This window comes from Phaeobacter inhibens DSM 16374, assembly GCF_000473105.1.
Lineage (GTDB): Bacteria > Pseudomonadota > Alphaproteobacteria > Rhodobacterales > Rhodobacteraceae > Phaeobacter > Phaeobacter inhibens.
The window spans coordinates 1109782-1133793 of sequence record NZ_KI421498.1; the positions used below are offsets into that span (position 1 = coordinate 1109782).

The 24012-nt window shown below is 57.7% G+C and carries 23 protein-coding genes; 3 read left to right on the plus strand and 20 right to left on the minus strand.

Annotated features, from left to right (window positions below; translation table 11 throughout):
* Window positions 1–20 precede the first annotated feature (20 nt).
* The 19 genes from INHI_RS0108955 to INHI_RS0109050 all read right to left on the minus strand — a co-directional run bounded on the left by INHI_RS0108955 (window position 21) and on the right by INHI_RS0109050 (window position 20107).
* Window positions 21–1379, minus strand: a complete 1359-nt coding sequence (locus tag INHI_RS0108955; protein ID WP_027247431.1) for a cytochrome P450 — start codon at window positions 1377–1379, stop codon at window positions 21–23.
* On the minus strand, window positions 1376–2980 hold the full coding sequence (locus INHI_RS0108960) for an AMP-binding protein (protein WP_027247432.1): 1605 nt from the start codon (window positions 2978–2980) through the stop codon (window positions 1376–1378). The genes INHI_RS0108955 and INHI_RS0108960 overlap by 4 nt, the downstream gene beginning before the upstream one ends.
* Complete coding sequence (locus tag INHI_RS0108965; RefSeq protein ID WP_027247433.1) at window positions 2977–3240, minus strand: acyl carrier protein; 264 nt, start codon at window positions 3238–3240, stop codon at window positions 2977–2979. Before INHI_RS0108965 ends, INHI_RS0108960 begins: the two co-directional genes overlap by 4 nt.
* Before the next feature lie 36 nt (window positions 3241–3276).
* Window positions 3277–4878: a class I adenylate-forming enzyme family protein gene (locus INHI_RS0108970; RefSeq protein ID WP_027247434.1), complete on the minus strand. Its 1602-nt coding sequence runs from the start codon at window positions 4876–4878 to the stop codon at window positions 3277–3279.
* Window positions 4868–5884 carry a beta-ketoacyl-[acyl-carrier-protein] synthase family protein gene (locus INHI_RS0108975; RefSeq protein ID WP_027247435.1) on the minus strand — a complete coding sequence of 339 codons (1017 nt, stop codon included), beginning with the start codon at window positions 5882–5884 and terminating at the stop codon, window positions 4868–4870. The genes INHI_RS0108970 and INHI_RS0108975 overlap by 11 nt, the downstream gene beginning before the upstream one ends.
* A complete protein-coding gene (locus INHI_RS0108980) occupies window positions 5881–6756 on the minus strand; it encodes a beta-ketoacyl-[acyl-carrier-protein] synthase family protein (protein ID WP_027247436.1) in 876 nt (291 codons plus the stop codon). The genes INHI_RS0108975 and INHI_RS0108980 overlap by 4 nt, the downstream gene beginning before the upstream one ends.
* The gene (locus tag INHI_RS0108985) at window positions 6753–9239 is read right to left on the minus strand and encodes an acyl-CoA dehydrogenase family protein (RefSeq protein ID WP_027247437.1); all 2487 of its coding nucleotides are present in this window, start codon (window positions 9237–9239) and stop codon (window positions 6753–6755) included. Before INHI_RS0108985 ends, INHI_RS0108980 begins: the two co-directional genes overlap by 4 nt.
* A gap of 3 nt (window positions 9240–9242) precedes the next feature.
* Window positions 9243–9524 (minus strand): hypothetical protein, encoded by a 282-nt coding sequence (locus INHI_RS0108990; protein WP_027247438.1) that lies wholly within the window; start codon window positions 9522–9524, stop codon window positions 9243–9245.
* 33 nt (window positions 9525–9557) lie between these two features.
* Window positions 9558–10484, minus strand: a complete 927-nt coding sequence (locus INHI_RS0108995) for a 3-oxoacyl-[acyl-carrier-protein] synthase III C-terminal domain-containing protein (RefSeq protein ID WP_027247439.1) — start codon at window positions 10482–10484, stop codon at window positions 9558–9560.
* Window positions 10484–11434: an alpha/beta hydrolase gene (locus tag INHI_RS0109000; RefSeq protein ID WP_027247440.1), complete on the minus strand. Its 951-nt coding sequence runs from the start codon at window positions 11432–11434 to the stop codon at window positions 10484–10486. The genes INHI_RS0108995 and INHI_RS0109000 overlap by 1 nt, the downstream gene beginning before the upstream one ends.
* Window positions 11424–12800, minus strand: coding sequence for an MATE family efflux transporter (locus INHI_RS0109005; RefSeq protein WP_027247441.1), 1377 nt, complete (start codon window positions 12798–12800; stop codon window positions 11424–11426). Before INHI_RS0109005 ends, INHI_RS0109000 begins: the two co-directional genes overlap by 11 nt.
* A gap of 4 nt (window positions 12801–12804) precedes the next feature.
* Window positions 12805–13155 (minus strand): hypothetical protein, encoded by a 351-nt coding sequence (locus tag INHI_RS0109010; RefSeq protein WP_247655860.1) that lies wholly within the window; start codon window positions 13153–13155, stop codon window positions 12805–12807.
* Window positions 13156–13343: 188 nt separating this feature from the next.
* The gene (locus tag INHI_RS0109015; RefSeq protein ID WP_027247443.1) at window positions 13344–14024 is read right to left on the minus strand and encodes a hypothetical protein; all 681 of its coding nucleotides are present in this window, start codon (window positions 14022–14024) and stop codon (window positions 13344–13346) included.
* Window positions 14017–14277 carry a phosphopantetheine-binding protein gene (locus tag INHI_RS0109020; RefSeq protein WP_014879848.1) on the minus strand — a complete coding sequence of 87 codons (261 nt, stop codon included), beginning with the start codon at window positions 14275–14277 and terminating at the stop codon, window positions 14017–14019. The genes INHI_RS0109015 and INHI_RS0109020 overlap by 8 nt, the downstream gene beginning before the upstream one ends.
* Before the next feature lie 24 nt (window positions 14278–14301).
* A complete protein-coding gene (locus INHI_RS0109025; RefSeq protein WP_027247445.1) occupies window positions 14302–15249 on the minus strand; it encodes a 3-oxoacyl-[acyl-carrier-protein] synthase III C-terminal domain-containing protein in 948 nt (315 codons plus the stop codon).
* A gap of 668 nt (window positions 15250–15917) precedes the next feature.
* Window positions 15918–17108 carry an ABC transporter permease gene (locus INHI_RS0109035; RefSeq protein ID WP_254656865.1) on the minus strand — a complete coding sequence of 397 codons (1191 nt, stop codon included), beginning with the start codon at window positions 17106–17108 and terminating at the stop codon, window positions 15918–15920.
* Between the two features lie 15 nt (window positions 17109–17123).
* Window positions 17124–18266, minus strand: a complete 1143-nt coding sequence (locus INHI_RS0109040) for an ABC transporter permease (RefSeq protein ID WP_027247448.1) — start codon at window positions 18264–18266, stop codon at window positions 17124–17126.
* Entirely contained in the window at window positions 18263–18970 is a 708-nt protein-coding gene (locus INHI_RS0109045) for an ABC transporter ATP-binding protein (protein ID WP_014874477.1), read from the minus strand. Before INHI_RS0109045 ends, INHI_RS0109040 begins: the two co-directional genes overlap by 4 nt.
* Before the next feature lie 27 nt (window positions 18971–18997).
* Complete coding sequence (locus INHI_RS0109050) at window positions 18998–20107, minus strand: efflux RND transporter periplasmic adaptor subunit (RefSeq protein ID WP_254656866.1); 1110 nt, start codon at window positions 20105–20107, stop codon at window positions 18998–19000.
* A gap of 466 nt (window positions 20108–20573) precedes the next feature.
* Between INHI_RS0109050 and INHI_RS0109055 the strand changes: the two genes are divergently transcribed.
* The 3 genes from INHI_RS0109055 to INHI_RS0109065 all read left to right on the plus strand — a co-directional run bounded on the left by INHI_RS0109055 (window position 20574) and on the right by INHI_RS0109065 (window position 23048).
* The gene (locus INHI_RS0109055; protein WP_027247450.1) at window positions 20574–21035 is read left to right on the plus strand and encodes an ester cyclase; all 462 of its coding nucleotides are present in this window, start codon (window positions 20574–20576) and stop codon (window positions 21033–21035) included.
* Between the two features lie 102 nt (window positions 21036–21137).
* Window positions 21138–22436, plus strand: a complete 1299-nt coding sequence (gene chrA, locus INHI_RS0109060) for a chromate efflux transporter (protein ID WP_027247451.1) — start codon at window positions 21138–21140, stop codon at window positions 22434–22436.
* A gap of 135 nt (window positions 22437–22571) precedes the next feature.
* Window positions 22572–23048, plus strand: a complete 477-nt coding sequence (locus INHI_RS0109065; protein WP_014874473.1) for an SspB family protein — start codon at window positions 22572–22574, stop codon at window positions 23046–23048.
* 261 nt (window positions 23049–23309) lie between these two features.
* Here the strand turns inward: INHI_RS0109065 and INHI_RS0109070 are convergent, their stop codons facing one another.
* Window positions 23310–23951 carry a hypothetical protein gene (locus tag INHI_RS0109070; RefSeq protein ID WP_027247452.1) on the minus strand — a complete coding sequence of 214 codons (642 nt, stop codon included), beginning with the start codon at window positions 23949–23951 and terminating at the stop codon, window positions 23310–23312.
* Window positions 23952–24012: the final 61 nt, after the last annotated feature.

The following is a 24012-nucleotide window of genomic DNA, read 5'->3' on the forward strand; positions in this document are numbered from 1 at the left end:
TTGATCCGGTTGGGCAGGCATCATTGAGCGGCATCAGCGAGTGATTGATCGTCCGCAGCCATTGCTGATGCGTCACGCGGAGCAAAGACCACCGGAACGGCACCGCGCGGAATAAGCGCCGAGCGCAGCAGCGGGCGAATGTTGCCACGGGGACAATCGGGCGAGAGTGCCAGACTGTGCACCGCGCAGATGGATCGCGCGGCCAAGGTCAGCTGATGCAGCATGAAATTGGCACGCGAGCGAATGCGGGCGCCAACGCCGAAGGGATAGTAGTGGGCACGGTGCTGTGCTTCATCAAGGAAGCGATCCCCTTGAAAACGTTTAGGGGACTCCCAGAACCGCGGGTCGCGGTGCACCAGCCATGGCGCGAAGACAACCGTCGCCCCGGAGGGGATCACATAGTCGCCAATGGGGACCTCTTCGCTGGTGATACGGTAAATAAACGGCAACTCCGGGAACAATCTCAGCCCTTCCTTTACCGTGGACAGCGCCAGAGGGCTGTCGGCATCCCGCATCGTCAATGGATCATTGCCGTGACATTCCGCACTGATGTCTGCGGCCAGCTGTGGATCCTGGGCAAGTTGCACCAAGGTCCACAACAGGCTCAAACCGCCAATGTTCAGCTTTTCGGTGATCACATGGCCCACGGTTGGCCGCAACAGATTGAGCCGATCTGCCTCGGACACGTCCTGCGGAATGACCGTTGCGATCTGGGCGATTAGATTAGGATCAGACGGTGTGCTGTTGTCCAAAGCGGTTGTGATGGCCTTGTCCAGAAAGCCGCGTGCGGCCTTAAACTCGGGCAGATTTTCATGGTCGGCGGTCTCGGCGGTGTCCTTTGTGCTCATGGCGAAATAGAAGCCTTCGACATCGGCAACCCCCTGCGCGATCTCAGCCACATCCAGATCAGCGCCGAAAATGGCTGGGCACACCGCGCGGATAGACCAGTCACGACAGATATCGCGTAGATCCGCCGCGGTACCATCCTGCGGCAGTTCGGTGATCAATGTGCGGGTCGCGTCTGCAAGGGCGGTTTCTAGCCAGCCATCAAAGTCCCGCGCAATCGCCGACATGCGGTTGGCCGTAAGCACCCACACATCGCTCCAGCGGGGATCCTGCAGCTCATCGCCCAGCAACATGCGTGTGATGGCCTGATTGCTGGCAATATCACCAAGGTCGGTCTGAAAATGCCCCTGGTGGCCGCGCCAGTAGTGAAAACACTCAGGGCTGCCCGCGATATAGAGATCACGGGTGTCGCTGACACGAATGGCCACGATATCGCCATGCTGCCGGGTCGCGGTTTCTGCCACTTTCAACAAACCAATGTTCTGAAACATGGTTGAATTGGCATCGAAGATCGGAATCTCCTTACGGGTCATGCGGGTTCCTCCTGTGCGATTTTGGCAACGCTAGATGGCATATGGATATGGCGCAGGCGGGCATCTGCTGCCGCGTTTGCCAGTCTTGCACGATCAAATTTGGAATTCTGGTTCAGGCCCGCGGGGAAATCCGCATACCAATATCGCGGCACCAAATAGGGCGGTAATTCCGCCGCAAGGGTCGCCGGCAGGTGCTGTAGATCCGCAAGCGCACGCACCCCCAGCACATAGGCCGACAAAGCGTGTGGCACGCCGCGCAGCATCTGCGGTTCGACCACGGCATCCTCCACCCCTGGCAGATTGCGCAGATGGGTTTCCACATCATTGAGGTTGATGCGGACGCCTTGGATTTTGACCTCTCGGTCGATACGCCCTGCGAAGTACCACAGTCCGTCCTTGGCCAGACATGCACGGTCCCCGGTTCGGTAAAGTCCGGCTTCGGGAAAGGCCGCTTTGGTTTTTTCCGGCAAACCGACATAACCTGCGCCAACACTGGCGCCCCGGATCAGAAGTTCACCTCCCGGAAGGTCGTCAGCCAATGCCGCAACCTCCAATCCGGTTCCCGGCCGGGCAGCACCAATGGGCAGATCCTGATCGGCTTGCAAATGCTGCTCGGTGATATCCACAGATGTGACGGCAACCGTACATTCGGTCGGGCCATAGGTGTTGGTAATCCGGCATCCGGGAAACCGCTCAAACAGCGCAGTGACAATTTTCTTGGTCAGAACCTCGCCGCAGAACACAAAGTTACGTAGTTTTGGCAGCTGACCGGCGTTGAACCGGCGGTTTGTGAGAAACAGGCGCGTAATAGACGGGGTTGAGACCCAAAGGCTGGTGCCCTGCTCTGCCAAACGGTTGATATAAGCCGTCGAATTGGCAAAATCCGCATGATCCAACGCAACCAGAGGGAGGCGACGTGTCCACGACATCCACAGCTCAAACAAGGACACATCAAAGCAATGGCGGATCACGCCAGAGACACCAGTCATCTCGGCATTTTCTGGGTAGAGCACATCTAGCCAGTCGATAAAGTCCACAAGATTGGCATAGGTGATGCCGATGCCTTTGGGCTGCCCCAACGTGCCGGAAGAGAACATCAAGTAGGCCAGATCCTGGTCCTTGACGACATCGGTCTGTGATGCGGCCCGCAGCCCCTCAGGGATTGGGCCAAGTGGATCCGGCACCGGCACCATTGCAAGTGAGGTTGACGACAGAACCCCCGACAGATCGGTCCCGCCAGGCGCTGCGATTAGCAGTGTGGAGGCTCCACAGGTTTCGGCAATCTGCTTAATGCGCGACGCAGGCGTTTCCGGCTCAACCGGGATCAGGGTGCGCCCGGCCAGCAGGCAGGCCCAGTAGGCTATGGGATAGCGAATATCCTTGTGGCCATGAATCAGAACCGGCTTGTGACGGCCACCGCTGGTCTGTTCATGTAACCGCTGACCAAGGGCGCGGGCGTGATCAAAGAGAGCCGCAAAGCTCAACTCGGCCCCGGCGACACAATAGGCCGGTCGGCTGTCCCCCTCAAAGGCGGCAAAGATCTCTCGCAGCCGTGCGTGCGCCTCTGTGCTGTCAGATGTCGCGACAGCGGAACACGTCATGCCGGTGCCTCTTCGACCATGCTGTCGCGAACCATTCCGACAAAGCTGCCGACCGTGGTGATATCCTCTGGCTTCATGATCGCCGGATCCAGAACCGCCTGCGGCAGGCTTTCTTCGACTGCCATAAACAGCTCCAGCAGCAAACCACTGTCGACACCGAGATCCTCTTGCAGACGGCTTTGGGCCGTGATCTGGCTGTTGTCAGGCATATCCAGAAGCTCGATAAGCGCATCGGTGATGATCTGTTCGATATTTTGCATAGTTGTACCTCGGTAAAGGGTCAGGACTGAACTGGGTCAGGATGGGACAGGATCAGCGTGGGACCGGCTGACGGCATCAGATTGGTTTCCGGACGAGGTGCCCGCATCCAGCCATTCACGCAGCAGATGGCGATCGATCTTGCCATTGCCGTTGCGGGCCAATGCCTCGACGACCAGAATGCGCGCGGGCACCACATGCGCCTCCAACCGGTCAGCGCACCATGTTTTCAAAGCACGCGCACTGTCAGGCGAGGACGCATCCGGCCCGCTCACAACAGCGCAACATTGTTGGCCATAGACCGGGTGATCTACGCCCAGCGCACAAACTTCGTTGACATCAGGATGGGCGATAAGAGCGGTTTCGACCTCGCTGGGGGCGACCTTTTCGCCGGCGACTTTGAGGATGTCGTCTGAGCGGCTGATAAAGTAGACAAAGCCGTCCTCATCCAGCCGGCAGGTATCACCGGTATAGAGCACCTGCTCGCCCGGGATCGGTCCCGGACGCAGCTTTTCGGCCGTCTTTTCAGGGTTATTGAGATAGCCCTTCATCACGGTCGCGCCGCGAATAACCAATTCTCCGGTGGCATTGCGCCGATGCGAGTTCCCATCAGCGTCCACGACCCAAAGTTCGGTGTTCGGGATGGCCTTGCCCACGCTGGTTCGGCGACGCGTCAGTTCCGCGGGGTTAAGGTAGGTGCAGCGGTGGCATTCGGTGAGGCCATACATGGAGAACACCGTGGCATTTGGAAAAATCACCTCAAGCTGGTCGATGAACGGCGCATGGAGGGCCGCTGCCGTGCTGGAGATGCTGCGAACAGCAGAGAAATCATACCGCGCCGCAAGTGGCGCAATCAGGGGCACCATTGTCGGCACCACCGGGAATACGGTTGCGCCACTTTTGGCCAGGCGTTGGAGCGCAAAGAGCGGCCGTGCAAAGGAGGGCTCTACCAGCAGGCAGGCACCTGTGAGCGTCGCCATGGTCAGCTGATGCAGCCCGTAATCAAAGGTCATCGGGATGGCGCAAAAGATGCGATCCGTGGCCTGATAACCAAGATACTCAGCCACCGAACGGGCAGCACTGGTCATATTGAGATGCGACAGCATCACGCCCTTGGGGTTTCCGGTGGACCCGGAGGTGTAGATGATGGCGGCCAGATCCTGGTCCAACACTGTTGCAGGGGCCTGTTGAGGCATGTCGCCCGCACCATCCAGCGCGGCAGAGAATGCAGTCTCGGCGCCGAAACTGATCATGGCAGCATCGGAACCTGCATCTTGCAGGGATTGGGTGATCTTTGCGGACTGGTCGTCATCGTGGATCACCGCTGTTGCCGCACAATCGCCAAGGACAAAGGCGAGTTTGGCGGCCTTTGTGTCCGTATTGAGCGGAACTACAGCGGCACCAGCGTAGAGCGTGGCCCAGAAGGCCACACAGAAACCGACAGAATTGCTCATGCAGAGAACCACATGATCGCCGCGCGCAACGCCCTGTTGTTTCAGCAGTTGCGCCACGCGCTGGGCGCGGTCGCGCATTTCGGAAAATGTCAGTTGTCTGGTGCTGTCTTCCGCTGCGGTCGAGTGCGGATAATCAGACGCTGCTTGCTCAAGAAAATTTGTCAGGAGATTATGCTTAGAGAGCATGTGTGCCGCTCCTTTGAAAATATGTGGAATGGGAAGAGGAAACCGCTGCGCCAGCCGCACTGATCTGACATCCGGCGGCATAGCCACCCATGCCAACGGAGAGCAGCGTCATCGGCGTGAATGGGCCGCTGTCGCGACTACAGATCCGGTCTTCCAGCTCCTGTTTTAGAAGCAGAAAGGGATCCACGGTGTAGCAATGCCCGATGTCCGGCAGCAGTCCCAGGCGGATGCGATCAGTCGCAAGGCCCGTTTCGGCACAAAAACTGTGCCAGGCCAATCTGTTTACGTTGTGGGGGAGAAGCGTCGGGCCGCAGTCCCAGTCGAACTCCAGATCCTGAAGCGTCTTGCTGACAATCTGGCCATGGGCGGCATAAAATGTACCCATTTGCGCTGTGGTCCCCTTGTAACCAAAGGAAAATCTAGGATGACACGTCAGCGAGATGTCACCAATGTGCAACCCGACATCGGCAGCCACATCGGTCTCTCGCATAAGCAAGAGACCACAGAACGCATCGCCCATAAGTGTGCTACCCGGAACATAGCGGTCTGCCAGGCGGAGCCGTTCGTGACCATCACCCGCCACCACTGCGACAACCCGTGCACGGCCTGCCCTAATCAAGGTACGTGCCAGTTCGAGCGCCCAGATCAGCCCTGCACAATTGGTTTGGTCCAGATCAAATTTCTGCTGAACTTCTGCCAGAAAGCCAAACTCCTGACGCAAACGTGGCAGGACGGCACCAGATGGGCCGTCGCGCATTGGCAGGCCCCGAACATGAATCAGCGTATCTGGCAGCGGCGCATCGCCACTCTGGGCCTGCAACTCTTCAAGAATACGCGCGAACTGATCATAACGTGTTTCTTTGGTCGAGCAGCTCGACACTTGCGCCAAGCCAAACAACCGCTCGAACACCCGCGCTTCGGAAGGAGAGCCCCCCGCATCGCGAATGATCTCCTCCGCGTCGATGCGCCCTTCGGGAATGTAGGTTGCCAGCGCCGTCAGTCTCATGCCGCCAGTCTCATCTCATCAGCGCTGAGCATAATGGCTGACACCGCATTTCGCTCTTGGCTCAATACCAAGTATGCCCCACTACCCCCTTGGGTTTGTGCATCATGCAACGCCCCAAATGGGGCAGCACACAGCAGCCGTGTGGATTGGGCAACCACCGGCCCTGCATGCGCGGCCCTGGTCAACAGATCCGGCGCTGCGATCAGGCAGACGTTTTCTGGTGTCTGCCCCATTTCAACACAAAGATTGGTAACAGCCGTTGCCAGATCGTCCTGGTCGCTCAGCATCAACCGCCGATAGCCTGAATACTGCATCCCGCTTTGGATATCGCGTTCCAGCACCATGGCAGCGGCACTGTTGACCGGCTCCAGCGCATCAACAACGGGCGAGCGATAAAGCAGATGTTTCTGATCCATCGACAACACCAGCGCCTTGCGCCGTCCCGATCTGAGGTAGCGGGCTGCACAATGCATGGCAAAAAGCGGTGCCGTGCGCCCGCGATCAGAGATCGCAAAGCCGAACCCATCCTTCACCCCGAGGTGATGCAGGGCGAAATTGGTCACCGAGGTGCCCAGGTGGATATCCGGCAACCAATGTGCCATCAGCACCAGATCAATATCGGACAGGTCCATGCGGGACGACAGATCATCCAGCAGTTCCCGCGTCATGGCCGCGTAGGGTGCGCGGTCATCCGCCGTCAGCCACGTCTGCACATTGCTGTCAGCAGATTGGTAGGTCTTGCCATTGGCACGGAAAAACCGGCTGTTGTAGTCCTCCCAATAGTCCACTTCCTTGAGCCAGTTGGGATCTGCGGCTTCCAATCCGCCGAATTCTCGGCAGATCAGACTACCGGGCGCAATGCGCAACGTCATTGATCCACCCCTGCGGTATAAGACCGGTAGGCGTTCAATAGATGGATGTTGCTGGTGCCCTCCATATACTCAAAGGCCTTCACGTCCCGGCATCGCCGCCGCAGTTCGGCATCCTGCAAAAAGCGCATCGGGTCCTGATCCGTGATCCGGCGCACCACCTGATCGACAAAGCTCACGGCCTGCATTTTGACCTTGCTGATATCCTGAACCTTGGGGCGGCGGTTTTCCTGCGCACGGATCACCTTAACCAGTTGCACCAACAGCGCAGTGTGGCTGGCCAACAAGTCCTGATATGCCGGGAGCCGTGTCGGATCTTCCAACATCAACTCAATAAGGCCGCGCCCTGATCCCAGCGCCATCGCGGCAACCATGGGGCGGTTGCGTTCAAAGACACCGTTGATGGCCATAAAGCCATCCCGCAGCGATCGTCCTCCGCTGCCAAGGATCATGTCCTGCGTCACCGGGAAGTCGGTCAAGGTCATCTGGCAGAGATCCGCCCCGCGCAGACCATTGGTGCCAAGCCGTTCGATTTTCACGCAGTCGGGCGCATCAGATGGTGCAATCATCACCAGCCCCATGCGACCGGTTTCCTCGATATGCGCGAAGAACAGGCCAATTTCGGCGCGGGCAATGCCGCCAACCAATGTTTTGACACCATTCAGGACAAGTTTTCCATCTTTCAGGCCCAGCGTACTGCGCCCGTTAGAGGCATCGGATCCAGCATCCGGTTCTGTCACCGCAAAGAATGTCCCCTGCGGGCCAAAGCGGTATCCGTCAAAGAACCGCGCAATCTGTGCGTCGGTGCCTGTTGCCAGCACCGCGCCACCGGACAGCGATGGCCCCGGTAGCGACAATATGCAGTTGGCGTCAAACCGTGCCAGACGTTCGACCATGGCGACATGCAGACCATAGGGGCAATCTGAAATGCCAAGGCCACTGTCACGCAATGGGAAGCCGTTGAATTTCTCAGGCACACCGATGGTGGTCAGCGCACGCACTGTTGGGTTCTCCCACAGTGCGGTCCAGCTTTCGGGGTCGCGGTCCAGACGGGCACCGGTTTCGCGAAATAGCGTCTGCAAGCCGGTCAGTCGCTCCAGGCAGGGGTCTGAAAACGGTGTTCCCTCCAGCCCATTTCCGGGTGCCGAGGAATAAAGATCGGCCAGCGCCGCGGGAGCGTGGCCAGTGCTGGGATTGGCGTGGGCGGCCAGCCGCAGGTCAGATGGCTGCTGCACTGCCAGGCGCGCCTCTACCGTGTCGCGGGACCGAACGAGCCGCAGCTCTGTGCCGTCGATCATGACTTCTGCGGGGGCGCCGAAGCCGAGGAAATTGACCGGTGAAGCCGTTGGTCCATAAGCGCCGGATTGCCCGATGGAAATCAGATCGCCCACCTGCGGTGTTGCCATCAGGACAGATTTACCGATCACGTCCTGCGGCGTGCACAGCGGGCCGGTCAGGGTCCAGGGCTGCGCCGCCTCGTCGTCGATCTCTGCCTTGCCGTCACGCAACAAGCGGATTGGGAAATTCTTGCGCAGAAAGCCCTGACCAGCCGCAGCGACATGGACGTTGGAGCCACCATCGCAGACGGCAAAATGCTCGCCCTTGCTGCTCTTGGTCTGCTGTACACGGGTCACAAACTGCCCGGACGGACCAGAGAAATAGCGCCCTAGTTCTATCACAACACGGGTCTTTGGATGTGTGGCGCCAAAGCTCTGGACAAGTGGCGTGACCGCCTGACCAAGAGCGTTCAGATCCAGCTCTGTCTCACCGTCGTAATAGGGGATACCAAATCCACCACCAACGTCGACAAAATCGAGGGGGGCCTTGAGGCTTGATATGACCTCAGTCGCCAGGTTGAGAATGTTGCGCACATTGGCGACAACAGTTTCGTGGGTCAGGATACGAGTGCCCATATAGGCATGCAGACCGCACAGCCGCAGATGAGCGCAGCTCTCTGCCTGCTTCAGCACTTCGGACAGCCCGGATTGGTCGATACCAAATTGGGTTGGGCGACCGCTCATGTTCAACTTCGCACCGCCTGCGTGAAAGTCTGGGTTGACCCTCAGCGCGATATTCTGGACACGACCCAGCTGGCGCGCCAAGGCATCAATTTGAGTCAGCTCGTAGGCGGACTCGACCACGATCGCCTTGATCCCCAATTCAATGGCGCGCGTCAGCTCTGTCTCGGATTTGCCGGGGCCCACCATCAAGATGCGTTGAGGGGTGGCACCGGCCTGAAGGCTCGTTTCCAGCTCCAGCAGAGAGGACACTTCGCAGCCAGCCCCATGGCCATGCAACACCCGCGTCACCGAAAGGTTCGGGTTGGACTTGAGCGAGTAGAAGAAATCCACCTGCGGGAGGGCTGCGCGCAGCGCATCCAATCGCCCCCGCAGCACCGAGGCATCATAGAGGTAGAACGGCGTCCCCGCGGTTGTCGCAATCTCGTCGATCAGGCGCAGGTCGGTGTTTGGGAACAAATCAGTCATCCCTTACACCCCTTCCGGCAGACACATACGTGCCTCAAGAAACCCGCAGAGGCTCGAGATGCCCGAGACCACTGTGTTCAGTCCGCTTTCGCCAACCGACAAAAACTCGGTCGGATCTATCCGGGTGACTTCCCCCAATGCGGTCACAAACTGCACCAGTTCGAGCGAGTTCAGGAGGCCCGAAACCCCATAGATAGGGCTGCCATTCAAGGCGGCTTCAACACGTTCCGGCCCAAGGCCAATTCCTTGCAGAGCGTCGCGGACAATCGATTGGTGATCTGTCATGTTTCTTCTCCAGTACGCTGAATTAAAAAAGGGTCAGTTGACCTGAACCAATGTGCAGGTCGCCGTAGCGCCCAGGCCGATGCTGAACAGAAGCAGCCGGTCGCCAGCTACCAGCTGGTCGTCCTTGATGAGCTGCATCAGATTGATGAACGGGTCGGCACCAAAGCAGTGCCCAAAGCGCGCAATCGTCGAGAGGCAGACCTTGTGGCGGTCAAATCCAAGGATCTGAGCAATCATGATCCAGGACGCCATGTTGACGTTATGCGGCAGAATAAAACGCACATCCTCCATCCCAAGGCCGAACCGCTTCAGCGCGTTGGTCAGGGTGTTGCACGCAAAATCGAGATACATGTCTTCGAACCCCTCAAGATAGGGTTCATCAAGATGTCCGGTGTTCTGCCAGAACCGCGTTTCGTGCTGGGTGTGACTGTCGACAACCCGCAGGCGGCTGGCCTCGCGCCGCACAAGAACCGCCGCCGCGCATTCGCCCATAATCGTGGTGTTCTTGATCAACCGCACATCAGGGTGGAAAGCTTTTTCAGCGATCAGGACAAGCCCGGTATCTGCATCGCCCAGCAATTGATCCATTGCCGACAACATCGACAATCCCGTTGCACAATGGTTCATAGTGGCGCTGAACACCTCCAGCCCCTGTTCGGCAAATGGCGCAAGGATCGAAGAGCTTTCGCCATCGCACTGGGTGATTGCCGGCAGGGTATGGCAATGGGATACATGGCTAAGTGCGGCGGCACTGCGTGGATTGCGCGCCAGCAGCCTGTCCACCGCACCTGAAGTCATCTGCGCCAATGGGGCCTGTTCATCGTAGTGAAACGCCTCAAAACCAAAGAAGCGCGAAAACATGCGCCGCTGGTTCCGGCTTAACGAAAGATCCTCGGAAATCTCTTCCAGGAACTCCGTCCGCTCAGGGTAATCCAGTTCAAAATCAACGATATGCAGCATCACCGGCTCCCCGCGTTCGACGTTTCATGACAGAACCGCTCCATCAGGCCGAGCAGCTCTGGATGGTGCAGCACAGATCTGTGATTGCAGTTGCGCAAGTAAATTGGCATGAGCCCGTCGCGTGCGGCACAGATGCGCTGCGCCTCGGCTGGGGGCACCTGCCAGTCGTGCTGTGCGTGGATCACCAACATCGGCAAGGTTGTTTTCCTGCATTCGACCGGTCCGATCTCTGCCAGCTCTCTGCCGCAGGTTTTTGCATATCCGCGCATCAGGGCAGCGCCGGTTTTGGCGGGCTGTCCGGTGAAGCGCAGGTAGAGCTCCATGAGGCGGTCCAGTGAAGATGGTGTCGAAAGGGTGACCAATCGGCGCGCCTTGAGCCCCATCCCCAGTGCGATCATCGCAATCAGACCACCAGCTGAATGTCCAATCAGCACCTCATACGGCTGATCCTGCGGGCCTATTTTCTTAAGGCGCCGCGCGACAGCCACAAAGCTGCGCACAGCGCCGCGCGATTTTCCGGTGCCGGGCAGATCCGGCACATCGACGCGAAAACCACGATCGGCCAGATCCTGCGCCAGTGGCAGCATCATGCGTCCGTCTGCGTTCCAGCCGTGAACCAGCAGCACACGTGGCCCGGTTGTGGGACCAAACTGTCGAACGTAGATGCCTGCACAGTGAAAGGCATCGCTGGCGGTGATCAACTGCTGGTCGTGGTTCGTTGGGATCGGTGTCGGCGTTTCTGATTGATTTTGATGAAACCGCCGTAATAACAACCGCGCCGCCAATGTTGGTGACAGACGATCCAGCAGGTCTATCTCCAGCCGCCGCAGCCGGGACCGCGCGGTTCGCAACCGCAACGCTGGTTCCTGCGGCGCAGACCGCCGCACTGCGCGGAGCCAGCGATAACCGCCTTGTGCAAGCAAACCGGGCAAGGCGAGTTCATACAGCATCGCGGCGCCCCTGTTGGCGTAGGAGGAAAGCAAACTGAAGCAGGAACAAAGCGAACGTCAGACCACTGACCACGCACAGCAGCCAGATCGCCATATTCAGATCATGGCCAACGTATTGAGCGTAGAACACAACGCCACCGGTGATGATTTCAGTGACGATGGCAATGATAAGGACCTGCGTTGCACGCCCCAGCTGCTCCATCACCACCTGAAGCATCGCCGCCCCTGACACAAAGAAGAATGTCAGTTGCAGGCCCTGCATCACCAGATCCGTTGCCGCACGCAATTCGTTGGTGTTCTGGCTGGGCGAGACAAGAAGCCGGATCATGTCATCGCCCCAGAATGGCAGCAACGCGGTCAGCAACCCGTAAAACCCCAGCATCACGGGCACACCAATGCCCAGATACTGCAGCCGTGCCGTCGGGGTGCTGTTTTCTGCCAACTGGTTCACCAGGATCGCGATAACGGAACCAATGGCGATGGCCGGTATCATAAAGGACACCCGGAACCGCATCACGACAAGAAAGGCCGAGGCATATTCACTGCCGAACTCTGCCAGCACCGGAAAGATCACGGCAGCGCTGAGAGAGCCCACCAAAATCGTCAGCGCAATCGGGGTGCCCACAAACATCAACAACTGCGTCGTGCGAGCTTTGACCTGTTCCTTGAGATGGGTAATGGCCTGACCGGCCTCACGTTTGAGCAGCAAAACGATGACCGGCAACATCACAAGCGGGCCGACCAGATTACCGATCAAAACGGCCTCAAACCCCATATTGTATTCGGTTAGCAGCACGTATGTGGTTGCCAGATCCAGCACTGCAAGCCCAAGAAACGGCAGCAGGCTGCGCGCCAGTTTGCCCTGCCCACGCATGGCAGCATAGAAAATGTCAAACACGACAAACGCGCTAAGGGATAGGATATATAGCGGCAGATAGTCGAGCGTTTGGCGAAACAGCGGGTCCTCTATCGAAACATATTGAGAGACGGCGTAGGCGATGGCCGCAAAAAGGCTCAGACCAATCAAAGCGTAGCCTGACATCCGCCAGGATGCTGGGAGAATTGCAGAGCGCGGCCAGTTGTTTTTGGACCGGGCGCTAAAAACCTGATTGGAGATCGCCAGACCTTCCATCAGGGCCAGCACCAGCAGGAACGCAGGCTGCAACATGGATTGCAGTTCAAGCGGCGTTGCCTGTGGCGCACGAGCCAGGATCGCCACCTTCCCCAGATGCAACCCCGACACGATGATCGCCCCGGTCGCAAAGGGAATGGCCATGACGATGATTTCGGACAAGACCGACCAGACTGAACGGCGCGGTGGTGGCAGGATGTCATCCGCGCCGGCTGGAAAAATGGCTGGTTGCATGGTGCTAGCTCCGCACTGAGGGGGAATGGTCGCCAAGGTCGGAAAAACGGACGGACAGCGGCGCAGCGCCTGCGCATTGGTCCGTCATGGGCATATCGGTGCAGCACTCTGCTGAGAGCACATAGAACCGGCTGTCCCAAAATTCTGGGCTTTGTGCCACGTCTTCAAGCACAACGATGGTGGGAAACAGTTCCAGCAGCGCCTGCACAAACCCGCGCGCTGAGCTGGCGGTGGCCACACTGCTGATACGCAGGGCATGCACCGGACCGCTGTGCTGCAGGTCATTCAGGATATCGAGCAATTTAGGCGAGCGCTCGTCCGTGTGGTAGTCGCGGTGCAGGTAGACCAGCGGCACGCGGCTGTTCGGGCCAAGTCCCGGCGCAGACGCGCGATCCGCGGGATTGGATGCGGCGTGGCCCCTGCACGTCTGATCGAGCGAGATCTGACATGGCGAGGGACCGGATAGAGGTGTTTGGACACGGCCCTGGGACACCAAATTCATCCCATTAAAATCAAATAAATAGTGACTAGTACCCGTCATGATCAGCCCCGTTCCCGATCATCAGAAACCCCGTCAAATGCAGGTCGGATCAGGGCGAAAAAGATCGCGTCAAGGAACTCCAGCCCGTGGCATTGCCCCTCCAACAGCCCGCGTCCGCCCATCAGCTTGGCCGCCTTGCCAAACAAAACACCGATGTCGCGGTGCGCGGACAGCATCATCGTTGTTGTCGGCGCGCCCGGCAGTTGGATCTCTCCCATGAGACGATCCACCGCAGCGCTGATTTCAGAGAATTGCGCCTTAATCAGCGGCTGATGTAACAGCTTGATACCAAAACTCTCGCGCCCCTCCAGATGGCCGAAGGCGAGATCAAGACTGCGCATCAGCCAACCCAACCGAAGGGCTACGAAAGCTGGATTTTGGACATCAGCAACCTTGGGTGTACCAGCATCGCTTTGTGATAATTGAAGGTCGAAGGCCGCGAGGCCGACCTCCTCCATCCGCGCTGTGAGCGTCGGCCTATTGCCCAGATCACTCAGGTCGAGGATCATCGCAACATCAGATGTGCCAAAATCTGACGCATGCAGCGCCATCCCATTACACGCCGGATAGGCTGGCTGTCCCGACAGCATCCGACCCAGCTCTGCCAACGCCTCCTTTGGCGCAGCCCTTCGCGCCAAAGCCATCAGTGTTGGCAAGCTGTCTGATGTGTCCAGATCAAACATGTTCGACCTGCCGCGCACCAATACGGTCTTCGATGTGGCTGACCAGGGATGCTGCGTGGTTGAACTCTTGCTGCCCTATGGCATCAGGGTCAAACTGCAAACCGTCGATCTGGTCTTCAAGCGCCAGCAAAAACTGAACAAACATGTAGGAATCCAGATCGAACGCCTTGTCCAGTTCAGTCTCCGGTGTGAGACCGCTAACCTGGCGTTCCGTGACCTCGGAGAGCGCAGTTTCGATTGCCTTGAAAATCATCGCTGTCAATTTTCCATACCTCTTTTAAGTGAAGTCCGTTCGTTCCAGCAGACAGGTCGCAAAGGTCACGCCTGTCCCCGCAGCCAGTACGAACACCTGGGTGCCGGGGGAAATTTGGTTGGGGTGTGAAATCTCGTAGTCGGTCAGATTGACAAAAATGTCAGAGCAATAACCGTGACCGAGGCGTTGAATATCGCCCTGAAAGCACCTCGGCTCCCATTCGAAATGGCGCAGCAGAGCGCGCGTGACCGGCAGGTTGAGATTATGCGGCAAAACCCGGAAATCATCGCTGAGGACGTCCCCGAAATTATTCAGGCTGTCCTCGACAAAGCCAATCAATCCGCTCAGATACTCGTCCTGTAGCGCACGCCGGTCATCTGCCGCCATCGCATCAGGGTTCTGAAAGAAACGCGGCATGTGCCGCACGCTGGTGTTTAGTACAGTCCATTTTCCGGATCGTTTATCTGGACCCGCGTTGAACAACGCGGCCGTCGGCAGCTCGGCCAATAGACCCACGGGCAAACGCGCCACATTATAATGAAACGCCTTTTCACCTGTCAGGATAATGACAGGGTGATCATCCTCAATCGCCTGGATAAACCGCATCGCCGCAAGCGCAGAAGCGCAGCTGGTCATCGTCAGCGAATTGACCTCCCAACCAGCAAGACCGTGATCATCGGCGAGGCAACGGAGCCAGTCCTGATCTGCAAACCCATGATGGGTCTGGGTGCGGCAATAAAAGAGAGTACCGCTCTGCGTTACAAGCTGCGCGTTGGTTGCCAGCACGCCATCAAGCGCTGCGCCCAGCATTCCGTTCAGATCATCCTCCTGCAGTCCGACGCTCTCAAGTTCGAAAAAGCGTTGGTACATCTTCAAGGCGCCAGCACTCAGCCCATGGCTGGGTCCAAGATCGCACAGCGGAACACGCGTGATTTCGTCAGGTGCAAAATGAATGTGGTCGAGAGACAGCATGGCGGGTCCTTTTTGCTGACCAGCCCTGTCGAAAACAGGATTTGCTCAGCGATTTCACGTTGTACTCTGTGAATTCCGCGCAACCTGGGAACGACCTTTTTCACGATAGTGTACCCTTTGAAACGTATATTCGAACCTTTTCCTTCCCCTACGACAGCCTGAAAGCAGCAGTCGCTGCTGAAGCGTGCGATCTGAAGTCCCCCATGGCGACGTTGGTGAAGGACCGACTTTTTTCAGAGCAGTTAATACTGGCCTCAATCAATCTGAGGTTGTGCATTTATGGGATAAATACCGAGACCCGCGTTTCGACCGAGAATCGCCAGATCAGATATTCGGCAATCAGTCTCAAGAGAATCATCTAACAACGCAGTTGTGCGACTGCAGCCCCCGTGGAACTCGCAAATCCGGCCAGTATTGCATTGGCCGAACTGTTCCAGACCCAACCAATATCCACCAACAACGGCCTATTACTCGGACGGTTTCCACGACGGATCGCAGGATATGTGGCACTGCAGCGGCTACACCCCAGCGGTGATTGTGGGGGAAGGAGTGCGACGGTGATCAGCCAGCCCTCAGAAACGGCAATATCCGGGAACCTCAAAACGAAAAACCGACCCCCGCATAGCAAGGGTCGGCATAGTCTCAGTCAGGTTAGGAATGTCGAAAGGTTAGCCTGCGGAACGAAGGGCCGTGGCCAGTTTCACCCGTGTCGCGGCAAGGGCTGGCAAGGCGCCACCAATCATGCCGATGGCGATCCCCAGCAATGCCCCATCGCGAAGAACGCTGATGGTGACCTCAAGTTGAAACGCAGTGGTTGTATTATTTGGGCCAACCGTGCTGGCCTGCCAACCGTTGAACAACAGCCATGATACCGCCGCGCCCAATACGGCCCCGAAAGCAGATAGGACCACCGCCTCAACCCAGGTTCCGGTAAACGCGGACAAACGCGAAAAGCCGAGCGTGCGCACCGTGGCGATCTCCATCGACCGATTGGCGACTGAGGTCATCATCGTGTTGATCGCGCCAACCGTGGCCCCAATCGACATCAGGATTGCCAGCGGCCAGCCGAACATGCGGATCAGCGTCGAGGTTCGCGCCGATTGTGCGGACAGCAATTGCACCTCGGTCACGGCCGCCAACGGCGTTTGCGACAGAGCAGGCAACGCAGACTGCAAAGTTTCCAAACCATTGGGACCTGCAAGGGCAGTTCGCAGGATCTGCACCTGCCCCATCTGATCAAACGCAGATTGCACGGCCTCTAGCCCACCCCAGATTTCAGATTCCATTGCACCGCCACCGGTTTCAAAATGGCCGACAACCTGCCAATCGACGGCCCCCAACCGAACGCTCTGACCGATCCCAAAGACGCCCGCGCGCGCAGCAAGGTCCCGGCCGACAACAATTTCCCGTGTGCCAGGAACAAAGTTGCGGCCAATAGCGACAGCCGCATTCTCTCGCAGCGTGATCCCCGCAAGGTCCATACCGCGCAGCGCCAACGTCTGAAGGGATCCATCGGCGGCCGACTGGATTTCAACCGGAACGACGATCTCGCGCGAGAAAATCACGGCGCCGGTTTCATCGCGTTGAAGACCAAGATCGGCTGAGGTTGCTTGCAGGCTGCGGATCACCCCGGATGGAATGTCAGAGCTGGTTTCCTGATTGGTGCCACCGCCAAGGATCACCGCAATCCCAGCCGAACCATTTCCGGCGAGCGCGGTTTCAAAACCCTTTGCCATGGCGAGGAACCCAGTCAACACCGCCACCACCAATGCCACGGAAAGCACCATGGACATCGAAATCCACAGTCGTTTGGGCAGACTGCGAAGATTGGCAGAGACCATCACGATGATTTGTTTCATATGCAAATACATAGCTTATCTCGTTCTGAAAGCGTTGGAGACGGTTGTGCGCATCGCGAGCGCTGCGGGCAGACATCCGGTCAGAACGCCCAGCAACACTGTGATTACCAAAGATTTGATCACGACTGGGCCTGTCAAAACCAGACCAAGTGCAGGGCCTGTGAGCTGTGTTGCGGCTTTGGTCAGAGCAATCCCGACCGCCCCGCCAACCAGAAAAATAAGCAGGGTTTCACAAAGAATAAGAACCACGATAAAGCGGTTATTGAAGCCCAAAGTCTTGAGCACGCCGATCTCGAATGTCCGTTCACGGACCGCGAACAGCATTGTGTTGATGACGATCATCAGGATGGTCACGAATGCCGCCCCTACAACCAGCGAGACGATCAATTCCACATCGGCGAACTGGCGCAGGAAGGCTTCGAGGAATTGTTTTTCCGATTGGGTGCGTGTCGGTGTACCCGTATTGGCGAACAATGCATCGATCTGAGACGCCAGCGCGCTGGCCGCCACTTCGGGCACCGGTTGGACGACAAATCCGTCTACTGTATCCACATCGCGGCTGCGCAGTGCATTCACGTAGTCATAGTTCGCCAGCATGAAATATGTATCGGTGCTTGGCGTTTTTCCTTCAAAAATACCGCCGACTTCGAACCGCCAGTTCCGGTTTCCGCCCTGCTGCATAATGTTGAACGAGGTGATCTCAATCCGCTGTCCCGCGCGCCATCCTTGGGCATCTGCGAGGGCTCGGCCAACCAGCACGCGATCCCTGCCCTGTTTGAGCGCGGCCAAAAGATCCGAGGTCAGCGCGAGGCTGTCACCGTTTATCCGAGCAAAATCATCTACGGCCACCGCATTGGCAACCACGACATTGCGCTCGACCTCACTAAACCCCCGCAGGCGGGACATATAAGCGACCTCAGCGACGCCGTCCAACGCTGCGATCCGGCGCAGATGCGCAATTGGCAGGGTCTGGCCCCGACCTGATTTATTCATCACGCCCAGCACATCGTCATTGGCCGCTGCCGATCCTTGCGTGCCAGACAGGAAGCTGGCCGTCAGACCGTAGATAAGAAAGGCAACCGCGATGCAGAACATCAGTAGCAGCGTCCGCATCGGTTTGCGCCAAGCATTGCGCCTCGCCAGTGTCAGAAAAGTCATGCGGCAGCCTCTTGTCTTTCGACGAACTGCCCCTTGTTCAGATGCAGGGTGCGGCTTGCATGGGTCGCCGCTTCGGGATCATGAGTGACCATGACGATGGTTTTCTTCAATTCGCGATTGAGAAACCCCAGAACTTCCAGCACCTCATCCGCCGAGGCCCGGTCAAGATCGCCGGTTGGTTCGTCGCAGAGTAGAAGCGGCGGATCGCTGACGATAGCGCGGGCAATGCCGACACGCTGTTGCTGACCACCTGACATGCTGGACGGCAATTGTTTGCCACGTCCGGACAGACCAACGAGGTCAATTATTTTCTCAACCCGCGCCCGACGTTCGGCCCGGCCAATCGGCTTGAGCAACAGCGGCAGTTCAATGTTCTCAGCCACATTCAACGTCGGAAGCAAATTGTAGAACTGAAAGACAATGCCAACATTATGGGCGCGCCAGTTGGATTTCTTAGCCTCGCCCAATTGCTCCAGTTTTGAATTCCCAATCCGTACGCTTCCCGTGTCAGGGGCATCAATCCCGCTGAGAAGATTGAGCATTGTCGACTTACCGGATCCTGATGGCCCCATCACCGCCACGAATTCACCTGCGTCGATGCCCAGGGTAAGATCAGAAAAGATCTGTATCTTCTCTTTGCTGAAGGTAAATCCCTTTGAGACAGCATCCAGCTGAATAAAGGGTGTTTTCTGGGACGCGGACATAAAGGTACTCCTTATAAGAGAGGATAATCAGGTATCACTCAGGGTGATACGAATGCGGGCGGCCATGTTTGGGCGGATGCCGTCAGGTGGCTCGTCCAGTTCCAGGCGCAGCGAAATCGTGCCTCTCTCAGCAGAGACAACGGGCGAAATGCCAACAACGCGAACCTCAAATGGCTGGTCAGGAAAACCATCAAGCACGGCCTCTCCCGTCAGACCGACCCGCAGCCGCGAGACATTGGTCTCGGCGACTTCGGCATCGAGATACATGGAGGCGGTGTCGGTGATCACCATGAGGTAGTCGGTGTCGCGAATGGTATCGACACGGGCCAGAACGCTATTGCCGATACGGGCGTTAAGCTGGGTAATGGTCCCAGAAACCGGCGCGCGTATCGTCAGTTCATCCACGTGTTCCTGCGCAATCTCGACCTTGAGATCAGCCAGATGAATGTCTTGTTCTGCCTGTCTCAACGCGGTTTTTGCGAGGCTTAACGCTGTGGCGGCGTCCTGCGTCACGCGTTCTGATACAGCGTCTTTGGCAAGGAGGGATGTCAGCCGGTCAAAATCGCGCTCGGACTGATCCACCTCGATGCGTTTGGTTTCCAGCCGCAGCTGCGCCAGTGACTGATCAATCAATGCCGACTTCAGGGCATATTGCGCGCCCGGATCGCTGACTGCGGCCAGCGGTTGTCCGCGTGTAACCGGGTCACCCAAAGCGACGAGAAGATCTGTTATTGTACCCTCGTATTTTGCAAAGACCGATGCGTAGTCCTGTACAAGTACGTATCCGGATCCGGTTATTTCCGCCGTCGGCATCGCCACAGGTGCGGGCTGGATGCGGGTCGTTGCATCTGAAACAGGCGTTGGTGCGATCGGCACATCTGTTGCAACTGATTGGGAGGCCGGGTCCAACAGCCCCTCCCCCCAATTGCGCAACACGGCCAAGGTTGGCAGGTCGCTGCGCCACAAGACCGCGCCGCCGGCTGCCAACAGACCGAGCAATAGGAAAATCCGAAGTGTCCAAGAGGGGCCGCGCTCTTGCCGTTCCTCTAAACTCGGTTGAGCCTCTGAGACCGTGACGGCCGAAAGTGGGGTCAAAGCCTCAGCAAGATTGCGGTGGGTGTCGGTTTGAATGTTCATGGCCAATGGATCGCCCATCGCAGCCATATACCGCGACCTAGAAGCCGCGCGGGACGTACCAAATCGTCATTTTGCACCGTCTGGACCGAATATCGAACGCCTCAGCCTGATGGTGTCAACGCCCGCCGGGTCCCGGAACGGTGCTTACCCGGTATTGGGACATAGACGACTGACGCGCCCGCCAAGAAGAGATATCTATCTGCAGACGTATGGCCGGGGTATTTGCTTATTTTGGTGTCAGCTCAATGTCATGTCGGATCGTATGTCGACACTCGCCCCCCAAGAGCCATGTTAGGATTTTCATTGAATTGTTGTTCATATTTGTGGTTCAGTCTGAGCCTCAAGCCACTTGCGCATCTGCAGTCCTACACTTGGAATCAGGCGCAGCATGAAAGAGAGAGCCCTAAAGACCTGACACTGATATCAGGAGCCTGTTGGCCCATATTGAGGATATGTCGAACTCATCATGAAGAATAGCGATCGGGTCTTTCAATGGTTCCATGATGTCTGGGTTGACCGAAACCTCGACAGGATTGAACCCATGTTACACCCTGAGCTGGAGGTAAACGGCCCACTGCACGGAGCGGTCGCGATTGCAGCAGACTACCGCGAAATCGTGAATACTCTGGGCAATATTATTCACGACCTTGATGTGACCCTGACCCATGCATTGAACGACGGTGATTTTGCCGCTCTGCGGATGCGGGTGCGCGGGTCTGGTAACACGCCGGATCATGTGTTGGACTACTCTGGTCAGCTAATCGTACGAATGCAGGATGGTAAGATCCGTGAATTCCAGTCGAACTTTGACTACATGACCATGTTCGAACAGTTGGGGCAGCTACCACCCGATTGCTTGCCCATTTGCATGACCGGAGAGCGCCTGATCTGGATGGACAACGGCCATAAGCCCCCCATCGCCAGATGACATTTTTGTAAAACCATTTGCACTGCTCTGATTGGCTGCTGTCGGCACTGGCGCACTGCGCGGTTAGTGATACAAGGTCTGCGTCCAGCCAGTGGTGCGCCGATGACCGATATCTCTCCTGACCCCAAAGTACAGCCCCAAGCCCATGCAATCACCATGGCCGATCTGATCCGGGTCTTCGGGCGGATCGGGCTGATGTCCTTCGGCGGGCCGGCGGCCCAGATTGCGCTGATGCATAAGGAACTGGTCGAGGACCGCCCCTGGCTCAGCGAGGCCGGATTTCTGCGCGCACTGTCGTTTTGCATGATGCTGCCGGGGCCGGAAGCGATGCAATTGGCCACCTATGCAGGTTGGCGATTGCGCGGAGCGGCGGGTGGCGTTCTGGCCGGGCTGTTGTTTGTGCTGCCGGGGGCGCTGGTGATTGCCGCACTGGTTTTTCTATACGTGAACTTTGGCACGCAACCTCTTGTGCAAGCTGGATTCCTGGGAATCAAGGCCGCGGTCGTTGCCATCGTTTTGCAGGCCCTCCAGCGACTGGGCAAGAAGGCGTTGCATGGGGTGACAGATCTGGCATTGGCCGCGTTTGGCTTTCTGGCGTTGTTTCTCTTTGCTCTGCCGTTCCCGCTGGTGCTGCTGACCGCTGCGCTTCTCGGCAGTCTGCGTGTGAGGTCAACTGAGAATGAGCCTGCAGCACTGCCACCCGCCGCCGCAGGGCCTGTCTGGGTGACACTGTTGCTCTGGGGCGGCTTGTGGCTCCTGCCCCTCGGCGCGCTGAGCCTGTTTGGTCCGCAGCTGCTGGCGGATATCGGCTGGTTTTTTGCAAAGCTGGCCGTAGTGACCTTTGGCGGGGCCTATGCGGTGCTGGCCTATATGTCGCAGACCGTGGTCGCGCAGTACCAGTGGATCGAAACCGGTCAGATGATTGATGCTTTGGGATTGGCGGAGACGACACCGGGCCCGCTGATCCTGGTGACACAATTTGTGGCAATGCTGGCTGGCGCGCTGGCCTCTGGTACATGGATGGCGCTGGCGGCTGGGCTGGTGGCGCTTTGGGCAACGTTTATGCCCTGCTTTCTCTGGATATTTCTCGCGGCACCACATGTAGAGCGGATTGCCAGCCATCCCCGGCTGGGGGCTGCACTGCGGGCGATTACCGCCGTTGTGGTGGGGGTGATCCTTAATCTTTCGGTCTGGTTTCTGCTGCATGTGCTGTTTCGCGAGACTGTCACGCTGGAGCTGCCTGCGATATCGCTGATGCTGCCGGTCATGGCCAGCCTTGATATCTCTGCCGCGCTGCTGGTGCTGGCAGCGCCGGTTGTGGCGCTGGCATGCGGCGGCCGACTGGCCTTGATTTTGCCCGTCATGGCCGGGCTAGGGATCGCGATGGCGCAGATCATCTGAGCCGCGCAATCGCAGCGTAAATGCCACGCGTGATCCCGCTAGTGTCAGAAATTATTTACGAATCCCTAACGAGCGGCCCTTTAGTTTCCGGCAGAAATCCGTATTCTGAACTCAAAGAGACTTAAGGGTATCGGAATGTCCCGCGAAATTGACTATGGAAATCTGATGCATTCGGCCATGCGTGGCCTGATCCGTTCTGTTCTGGATGGGGTGGCGGAGCACGGGCTGCCCGGCAACCACCATTTCTTCATCACCTTTGACACCTCGCACCCGGATGCGGAACTGGCGGATTGGCTGTCGGACCGTTACCCCGGCGAGATGACCGTGGTCATGCAGCATTGGTTCGACAATCTGGATGTTGGCGAAGACGGGTTTGCCATCACACTGAATTTCGGAGACGCGCCGGAGCCGCTTTATATTCCTTACGATGCGATCAAGACCTTTGTGGATCCGTCTGTGGAATTTGGTCTGCGTTTTGAATCCCCCGAGGATGACGAAGAGGTTGAAGAGATGGTCGCCGAACTCGACGATGATATCGAGATTGAGGTGGACGAAGATCCGGCGGACAAAAAACCGGCTGATGTCGTTTCACTCGACAGCTTCCGCAAATAACGGACTGTCCGGCTTAGCTGGGCGGCATCCGCCAGCCCCCCTCAGATAGATGCGCTGCATATCTCATGCGGCGCATTTTTTACATCCAGAGTTACGGGTCAGAAGTATCGGCTGCCGTAAGTGAATTCTCTGTCACTGCACGCTTACGCCTAACACGATATGCCCAGCCCGGTGAGTTACTGGTGCGAGAGCGCCTCCAACGTGAGGATCGACTCTTAAGGTTCTGTTAATAAATATGTTTACATGCTTTCAATCAAAGCTTTACTGGCGCTCAAGAAAGGTCTTCAGCTCCTTGCGCGGGAAGCCATTGCGGTGCGAGGAATAGACGAGGTCCAGTCCACCCTCCGCCAATGTGCGATCATACTGCTGCATTTCATAGTCGCCGTTGGGGCCGATAAACATCGAAAACACCGTCAGCGTGTCCCCGATAATCCGCCCCCAGACATAAGGCTCTCCCTTCATCGGATCGAGCTGCACAGTATGCCCGAAGACATTCCGCTTCATCGCGGCGGCGAAAATATCAGCCCGTTCGGTTGGCTGAAATTCCACGTTGTAGGATTTGGTCTTGCGACGCCCGTCCTTCTTTAAGGAGGTGGTGGTCCATTGAACATAAAAACCGTCATCACTGCTGGCGAGGGGACCGATCCGAACAGTCGCATCGCGCTGTTCCGTGCTGCCATCGGGATTGGGCACCACCAGCGACCCTTGATAGCGCCCGAAGAACGGGCGCACATCCGCCGCCATCGCCTGCCCCGCCAGCACGATGATCATCAACAGCGCCAGAAACCCCGCCTGAACCTGCCACTGCAGCCGCGTCAGAGACAGCGTCCTGTCTCGCGCAGTGCGCTTATGCCTGCCCCTTGTCGCGGCCTGCTGTAGCAGTTTGGCTTGATATGTCAGCACGGGCAGATCCTTTGGATTGTTGTCTGTCGCGGGTGTATCTGCGCTTAATCTAGCGGTCTTC